We start from the raw sequence: 7,356 nt of genomic DNA on the forward strand, positions 1-7,356 counted from the left end.
CGGTGAGCCCGACCGCCGAGAGGCGTTGCCGTCGGGCGGTCAGGCGTCCGTCAGCGATTGAGGCCTTCGATGTAGGCCGCCACGGCGTCGATCTCCTCGTCGGTCATGTTGGCGGCGACGCCGCGCATCATGGCGTTCGGGTCGTTCGCGCGCTCGTGCGAGCGGAAGTGCTTCAGCGTCTGGGCGAGGTACTCGGAGTACTGCCCGGCGATGCGCGGAAACTTCGCGAGGTTGCTGCCGAGACCGGCGGGGCCATGGCAGCCGCTGCAGGCGGGCACGCCGGTGTCGGCGTTGCCGGCACGGTAGATCTGCTCGCCCTTCTGCACCAGCTCAGCCTCGGCGGTGCCGCCGGACTGTTCCAGCGTGGAGTAGTAGGCAGCGAGGTTCTTGACCTCCTCCTCCGTGAGCGGCATGGCCATCGGCGACATCTGCACGTTGTAGCGCTCGTTGTTCTTGAAGTTCATGAGCTGCTTGTAGATGTAGCGCGGATGCTGGCCCGCCAGCTTCGGCCACACCGGCTGCCCCGGAACGCCGTTGCCGTCCATGCCGTGGCACGCCTGACAGATCTGGCCCGCTTTCTCTTTACCCTTTTCCGGATCGCCGCCGAGGCCGACGCTGCCCGATTCGGGCGCAGGCGATGCGAGCGTGGTCCCTGCCGCAAGCAGCGCGGCGGCGGCGAGTGTTGAGCTCAGCGAAATCTTCATGGCACCTTCCGAGTCGATGGTCATTGAATGTTCTTTGGCCTGTGGTCGGCTGTGCGCCGCAACGGACCCAGGTTGTCAGCCGCGCATGTATATCAGCAGATAGCGATATGGGTCAATGGCATGCGCCAAGCCGCTGTCTGCGGGCAGTTGGTCCTATGGAGGAGCAGACCGCGCTGAAGTTCCCGCGGACAGCCGCTCCGACACCGTGGTCAGCTTCAGGTTTTTGCGGGCAGCAGTTGGCGTATCCGGGCGATGATGGCGTCCGCCGGCGTCGCATGCGCAAGGCTGTCCACCAGTTGGCCGCGCGGGTCGATGACATAGGTGAAGGCCGAATGGTCCACCAGATAGCCCATCGCGGTGTCAGACTCCTGCGTGCGCCGGTACGCGGCGCCGTAGCGCGCCGCGGCAGCGGCCACCGCCGCGTCGGAGCCCGTGATGCCGAGAATCCCGGGGTCGAAGTACGCGGCGTACTCGGCGAGGCGCGCCAAGTCATCACGGGCCGGGTCGACACTCACGAACAGCACCTGCACCTGCGCGCGCTCGGCCGGCGCGAGCTGCTTCAGGGCATAACCGATGATGGCGAGATTCGTGGGGCAGATGTCCGGGCAGGCGGTGTAGCCGAAGTAGAGCAGCACCACGCGACCGCGGAAGTCCGACAGCGAAACGGGTCCATCCACCGAGCGCAGCGTGAAGTCGCCGCCCTCGGGTGCGCTCGCCAGCGCCGGCGCTTGGGGCGCGCCGTCGTCGCCGCCCGGCTGCCAGCTCCACAGCAGCCACACCAGCAGCCCGGCGAGCAGCAGCGCCGCCAGCCCAGGCAGCAGCAGCGCGCGGCGCGCAGCGGAGACGGCGGGCAGGGGCATCAGCGGCGGACCTGCGTGGCGATGCGGCGCATGTCGGACCTGCTCACCCGGCGGTGGCGCGATGGCGCACCGCGAGCTCCATGTAGTGCACGGCGGCGTAGTCCAGGTACTCCAGCTCCAGGTCCGTGAGCATCCGGGCACGCTTAGCGGGGGCGCCGACGTAGAGCCAGCCGCCGTCGAGCTTCTTACCCGGCGGCACCACGGCACCGGCGGCGAGCATCACCCGCGGGCGCAGCACCGCCCGGTCCAGTACCCGGGCGCCGATGCCCACCAGGCAGTGGTCGTGCACCTCGCAGCCGTGCAGCATGGCCTGATGCCCCACGGTGACGCGCTCGTGCAGGATGGTGGGCGCACCGCCCGGCAGGAAGCGGCTGTCGTGGGAGACGTGCAGCACGCTGCCGTCCTGAATGTTGCTGCCGGCGCCGATGTGGATGCGGTGGATGTCCCCGCGCACCACGGCCATGGGCCAGATGGATGCCTGCGCCCCCACCTCCACATCGCCGATGACGACGGCGGTCTCGTCGATATAGGCATCGGCTGCGATGCGCGGCTCCAATCCGTGGTAGCTGCGGACGTTGTTCATGAGCCCCCCGGCGCGTGCGAAATCCTGGTAAGCGCAAATGCTACCACGCGCCCGCTGCCGGGGAGCGACGACCGACCCCAAGCCGGCTTTGCTATGATCCGGCTCCGCTCGATTCAGCTGCTGCGGCCCTTTGCCATGCGCTCCACCTGTCTGCGGCCCGTGCCCGGCCGCGCCATCGGCACCCGCCTGCCCCTGCTGCTCAGAGCCTGGCTGCTCAGCGCCTGGCTGCTCAGCGCCTGGCTGCTCGCCGGCTGCGGCGGGCGCATCGGCGGCTATGAAGACACGCCCTTCAAACCGGACCCCGAGGCACCGACGCCCAGCAGCATTACAGAGGGCCGCCAGTGGGCGGAGGGCGACTACCGCCTGCCCGCCTGGCCCCGGGACGCCGACCTGGTCGAGGTCAAGCTGGATGGACCGGAGCAGCCCCTGACCTATTACGTGGACGCTCAGAGCCTCGCCACCGGCGACGACGGCGTCGTGCGCTACACCCTGGTCACGGAATCCCCGAGCGGTGGGCGCAGCGTCAGTTTCGAGGGCCTGCGCTGCACGCCGCAGGGCCGCTTCAAGACCTACGCCTACGGCGCGGACGGCCGCTTCGTCCCACCCCGGGCGGATACCCCGTGGCTGGCCATCGACAAGCTGGGCGGCGACCGCATCCATTACGACCTCTGGCGGCATTACCTGTGCATTCCGCTCGCGTTCGAGGCGCGACCGACCCGTGATCAGCTGCGCGTGCTGAGAAGCGGCCGGGTGCCGCAGGTGGAGAATGCGGGCTTCATGCTGGACTGAGGGTCTGTGAAGAAACCCACCGACCTGACGCAGACCACCTTCGGACGCGCCGTGCGCAAGCCGCGCATCCAGCACCACATGGCCCCCGCCCGCAGCGGCGCGCATCCATTGAAACCGCGCCGCCGGCACCGAGATGTTCAGCCAAGCCCGCCCACATCGCCACCGCGGCCCGCACCCCTGAACTTGCCCACGGACCCTGACGACCCATGACCAATCCGCTCCTCGAAGACCGCATCCTCCCCGACTTTGAGCGTATTCGGCCCGAGCACATCGAGCCCGCCGTCGACCAGCTGCTCGCCGACGGCCGTGCCCTGGTGGCCGAGCTCGGCGCCCAGGCGGACAGCGCCACCTGGGAGCGCTTCGTCGAGCGCATCGAGCTGGAGGACGACCGCCTGTCCCGCGCCTGGTCGCCCGTGAGCCATCTCAACTCCGTCATGAGCTCCGACGCCCTGCGTGCGGCCTACACCGCCTGCCTGCCCAAGCTCTCCGACTACGCAAGCGAGGTGGGCCAGAACACCGCCCTCTACCGCGGCTACCAGAAGGTCGCCGAGCAGCCGGGCCTGAACGACGCCCAGCGCAGGATGCTCGCCAACACCCTGCGCGACCTGCACCTCGCCGGCGTCGACCTGCCCGAGGCCAAGAAGGCCCGCTTTCGGGAGATCAGCCAACGCCTGAGCCAGCTCACCAACCAGTTCTCCGAGCACGTGCTGGACGCCACCAACGCCTGGCACAAGCACATCACGGACGAGTCGGCCTTGGACGGCCTGCCCGCCGGCGCCAAGGCGCTCGCCCGGCACGAGGCCGAGTCCCGCGAGCTCGACGGCTGGGTGCTGACGCTGGACTTCCCGTCCTTCGAGCCGGTGATGAAGCACGCCCGGGACCGGGCGCTGCGCCGCGAGGTCTACACCGCCTACAGCACCCGCGCCTCGGACCAGGGTCCGCAGGCCGGAGAGTGGGACAACACACCGGTCATGGAGGAGATCCTGGCCCTGCGCCACGAGCAGGCACAGCTGCTCGGCTTCAGCAACTACGCCGAGCTGTCACTGGCACCGAAGATGGCCCGCGACACCGACGAGGTCATGGGCTTTCTCAACGATCTCGCCGAGCGGGCCGTGCCCCAGGCGCGGGCCGAGCTTCTGGAGCTGCGCGACTTCGCGCGGGAGACGGACGGCCTCGACGACCTCGCGCCCTGGGACCTGATGTACTACGGCGAGAAGCTCCGTGTCGCCCGCTTCGACATCAGCGACGAGGCACTGAAGCCCTACTTCCCGCTGGAAGGCGTCATCAGCGGCATGTTCCGCGTCGCCGAGAAGCTCTTCGACGTGGCGATCGAGCCGGCGGCGGCCGACAACACCTGGCACCCGGACGTGCGCCGCTACGTCATCAACGACACCGACGGCAACCCACGTGCCGAGTGCTATCTGGACCCCTTCGCCCGGCAGAAGAAGCAGGGCGGCGCCTGGATGAACGGCGCCGTAAGCCGGATGGTCATGGGCGGGCGCCGGCAGCTGCCCATCGCCTACCTGGTCTGCAACTTCACGCCGCCGGTGGCCGGCCACCCGAGCCTGCTCACCCACCGCGAGGTCGAGACCCTCTTCCACGAATTCGGCCACGGCCTGCACCACATGCTGACCCGTGTGGACTATCCGCCGGTGGCCGGCATCCACGGCGTGCCCTGGGACGCCGTGGAGCTGCCGAGCCAGTTCCTGGAGAACTGGTGCTGGGAGCGCGAATCCCTCGACCTGTTCGCCCGCCATCACGAGACCGGCGCGCCGATTCCGGAAGACCTGTTCCAGCGCATGCTGGACGCCAAGCACTTCCAGTCCGCCATGCAGATGGTGCGCCAGCTGGAGTTCTCCCTGTTCGACTTCCGCATCCACATGGAGTACGACCCGGCCCAGGGCGGTCGCATCTACGAGATCCTGGACGCCGTGCGCGACCAGGTGGCCGTGCTCAAGCCGCCGGCGTGGAACCGCTTTCCGCACGGCTTCTCGCACATCTTCGCGGGCGGCTATGCGGCGGGCTATTTCAGCTACAAGTGGGCAGAGGTGCTCTCGGCCGACGCCTTCTCGCTGTTCGAAGAGCGCGGCGTCTTCGACCCCGACACCGGCCGCGCCTTCCGCGAGCTGATCCTGGAGCGCGGCGGCTCCGCAGACGCCATGGACCTCTTCACCGCCTTCCGCGGCCGCGAGCCCCGGGTGGACGCCCTGCTCCGGCACAGCGGCATCGGCACCGCCGTCCAGCCCGCAGACACCGACGACGATATGCAGCGGGTGGCCTAGACGTTATACTGCCGCGCTTCGCTCCGGCCGCACACCTGGAGTGATACCTCGGAGAGGTGCCGGAGCGGCCGAACGGGCCTGACTCGAAATCAGGTGTACCCTTGCGGGTACCGTGGGTTCGAATCCCACCCTCTCCGCCAAATCAAGCACTCAGCAGTTTCCCCACCCCGCGCCTTTCGCGTCAATCGCGTGCATGTACTGGTACCTGTATCGGTACCCGCCCTCCTGACCTAAGCCGCGTAAGTTGTTGGGCGCTGCGGATCAGGTACCGCGGTAACTGGAACCTCGTGGCACCTCGAAGCTCACGCGCCGCTGCCGACTCGATGCCGCCGGCCGGTGCCTTACCGGGCCGGCGCGGGCCTCCCGGTGCCTGTCGGTCCCGGACCTTGCCCAGCACCGACTTGCCGCCGCCGCGGTGGGGAGCCGCAGACACACGTAGGGCGTCAGCCCGAAGCCCTGGTCCGCAAAGGCGGGCTCCCTCGGCGCCGTCTCGGAGAAGGCCAGGTGTGGCCCGGCCTCCCGCGTCCGCGTCGCGAAGCGCGCAAACGTCGCCAGGGTCTCGTCTTGATAGCGCTTGCGGTCCACGATCCTGTTGCGGGGATGCTCGGATGGGATTCCGATCAGACGCCAATCGGATATTGATCCGATCAGGCCGCCTCGGCCTCGCCGAGCCAGCAGTCGCGTCAGCGAGACGAAGCGGTAGGGCGCCTCGTCCGCGCCGATGTGTTTGTGATCGCCCTTGCCGCGCTCGTTATCGTAGGGCACCAGGCAGTGCCCCGAACGGCCGCAGTAGAGCCGGTACTTGAGCCCATGCGCAAACTCCGGGGTTGGAGCGGGCAACTGCCAGACCACGCGCTCGACGATCAGGCCGTTGCCGAACGTCTTGCGATCGCGCAGGATCAGGCGTGCGGCCATCAGCCGTCCGCCTGACAGGGCAGTTGCTTGAAGCGCACGCCAAGCGCCGCGAGCCGGGACTCGTGCAGCCGGCATGCCTCGCCGAACACCACCCGCGGCCCGTCGTGCGCCGGCAGCGCGTCCAGCACCGGGGCGGTCAGCACGTTGCCGCCGTCCGGCCGCCGGTCGTCGAGGATGCCGTTGAACAGCAGGTAGTAGGCGGTGCCCCCGGTGCTCGCCGAGCAACGGCGATGCCGGCACCTCCCCGAGCGGCTGCCGCATCTCCCGGTACCAGATCCACTGCGCCAAGTCCGCAAAGCCGACGCCGGGGCGGATGCTGCCGGGCCCGTCGAACACCGGCTCGCCGAGCCGGCAGAACCGGAAGCCGCCGCCGCCCTGGCAGCCGACCGCTTGCGCGATGCCGCCCTGCTCCCCGTCGATGACCTTGCGCAGCCGCGCCGCGCAATGGGTCTCGGCATGGTCGCCCATCTCGACGCCGATCCAGCGCCGACCCATCTTGTGCGCGACGGCGGCCGGGTAAAAGAGGCTATCGGTGCAGCGACCACCTTATCCCAGCAGCAGCCGTGTCGTTCTTTCGAAATGGGGTTCGTTCATCCGGCCCGTCCGGCTCCGCGAAAACCTGATACTGCGCAATAGCCTTTTCAGTTCTTGGCATAAGGCTGAAGCGTTCCTCGGCAAGTGTCTTTCTTGCCTTTGGGCCTGCCGCGGCCAAAGCCCGCCCCCAAACGAGTATGTGATCGCCTATTGATGCAATTTTCCGATCAGTCGGAAGATGCACTTGACGCGCCCGGCGTAGACCGGCAGCAGCGACTTCAGCGCGTCCAGGCTGTCACCCTGGATCAGCAGGTTCTCGTTGTCCGGGTCACCGTAGCCGAGGCTCGGCTCGGCCACGAGCAGGCGGTAGGGGACCTCGCGGGCGGCGACAACGGCCTTGTCCTTACCTGTCCAGTGCAGCGACGGCATGTAGTTCGGCTACCTATGCGACCTTCGACCTATGGCGCACTGGCGGGCGAATCAAAGTACACGCCCCGAGCGGCACCACCAGGAACATCAACAGCAGGTGCGCAGTGCAGCGGAACCACCTCGCGCAGGAAGCGCTCGCGCGTCGCCATGGACTTGAGGATGGCGCATCGATACTGCGCGTCTCGACGCCGGCGGCGGCGCGCTCGGGCGCCAGTCGGTACGTCTCGCACACGTCCTGGCACGTCTCATCGAAGTCCTCA

General features: G+C 68.5%; 9 protein-coding genes and 1 tRNA gene. 4 read left to right on the forward strand and 6 right to left on the reverse strand.

Translation table 11 applies throughout. The features are described from left to right. Positions 1-50: 50 nt before the first annotated feature. From QZ607_RS15325 to QZ607_RS15335, 3 genes are all read right to left on the reverse strand, one after another. On the reverse strand, positions 51-704 hold the full coding sequence (locus QZ607_RS15325) for a c-type cytochrome (protein ID WP_295884323.1): 654 nt from the start codon (positions 702-704) through the stop codon (positions 51-53). 215 nt (positions 705-919) lie between these two features. Next, entirely contained in the window at positions 920-1,564 is a 645-nt protein-coding gene (locus QZ607_RS15330; protein ID WP_295884324.1) for an SCO family protein, read from the reverse strand. A 43-nt stretch (positions 1,565-1,607) separates the two neighbouring features. Beyond that, positions 1,608-2,147, reverse strand: coding sequence for a gamma carbonic anhydrase family protein (locus QZ607_RS15335; RefSeq protein ID WP_295884326.1), 540 nt, complete (start codon positions 2,145-2,147; stop codon positions 1,608-1,610). Positions 2,148-2,240: 93 nt separating this feature from the next. On the opposite strand from QZ607_RS15335, the gene QZ607_RS15340 reads away from it, so the two are divergent. From QZ607_RS15340 to QZ607_RS15350, 3 genes are all read left to right on the forward strand, one after another. Beyond that, positions 2,241-2,936, forward strand: a complete 696-nt coding sequence (locus tag QZ607_RS15340; RefSeq protein WP_295884327.1) for a CNP1-like family protein — start codon at positions 2,241-2,243, stop codon at positions 2,934-2,936. Positions 2,937-3,142: 206 nt separating this feature from the next. After that, complete coding sequence (locus tag QZ607_RS15345; RefSeq protein ID WP_295884330.1) at positions 3,143-5,218, forward strand: M3 family metallopeptidase; 2,076 nt, start codon at positions 3,143-3,145, stop codon at positions 5,216-5,218. Between the two features lie 50 nt (positions 5,219-5,268). Beyond that, positions 5,269-5,358, forward strand: a tRNA-Ser gene (locus QZ607_RS15350). 121 nt (positions 5,359-5,479) lie between these two features. Here the strand turns inward: QZ607_RS15350 and QZ607_RS15355 are convergent. After that, complete coding sequence (locus QZ607_RS15355) at positions 5,480-6,133, reverse strand: DUF6516 family protein (RefSeq protein ID WP_295884331.1); 654 nt, start codon at positions 6,131-6,133, stop codon at positions 5,480-5,482. Continuing rightward, a complete protein-coding gene (locus QZ607_RS15360) occupies positions 6,133-6,276 on the reverse strand; it encodes a hypothetical protein (protein WP_295884333.1) in 144 nt (47 codons plus the stop codon). The genes QZ607_RS15355 and QZ607_RS15360 overlap by 1 nt, the downstream gene beginning before the upstream one ends. A 67-nt stretch (positions 6,277-6,343) precedes the next feature. On the opposite strand from QZ607_RS15360, the gene QZ607_RS15365 reads away from it, so the two are divergent. After that, on the forward strand, positions 6,344-6,769 hold the full coding sequence (locus QZ607_RS15365; RefSeq protein ID WP_295884334.1) for a hypothetical protein: 426 nt from the start codon (positions 6,344-6,346) through the stop codon (positions 6,767-6,769). Positions 6,770-6,874: 105 nt separating this feature from the next. Here the strand turns inward: QZ607_RS15365 and QZ607_RS15370 are convergent, their stop codons facing one another. Continuing rightward, positions 6,875-7,096, reverse strand: coding sequence for a hypothetical protein (locus QZ607_RS15370; protein WP_295884336.1), 222 nt, complete (start codon positions 7,094-7,096; stop codon positions 6,875-6,877). Between the last annotated feature and the right edge of the window lie 260 nt (positions 7,097-7,356).

Source organism: uncultured Thiohalocapsa sp., assembly GCF_913063425.1.
Taxonomy (GTDB): Bacteria; Pseudomonadota; Gammaproteobacteria; order Chromatiales; family Chromatiaceae; genus Thiohalocapsa.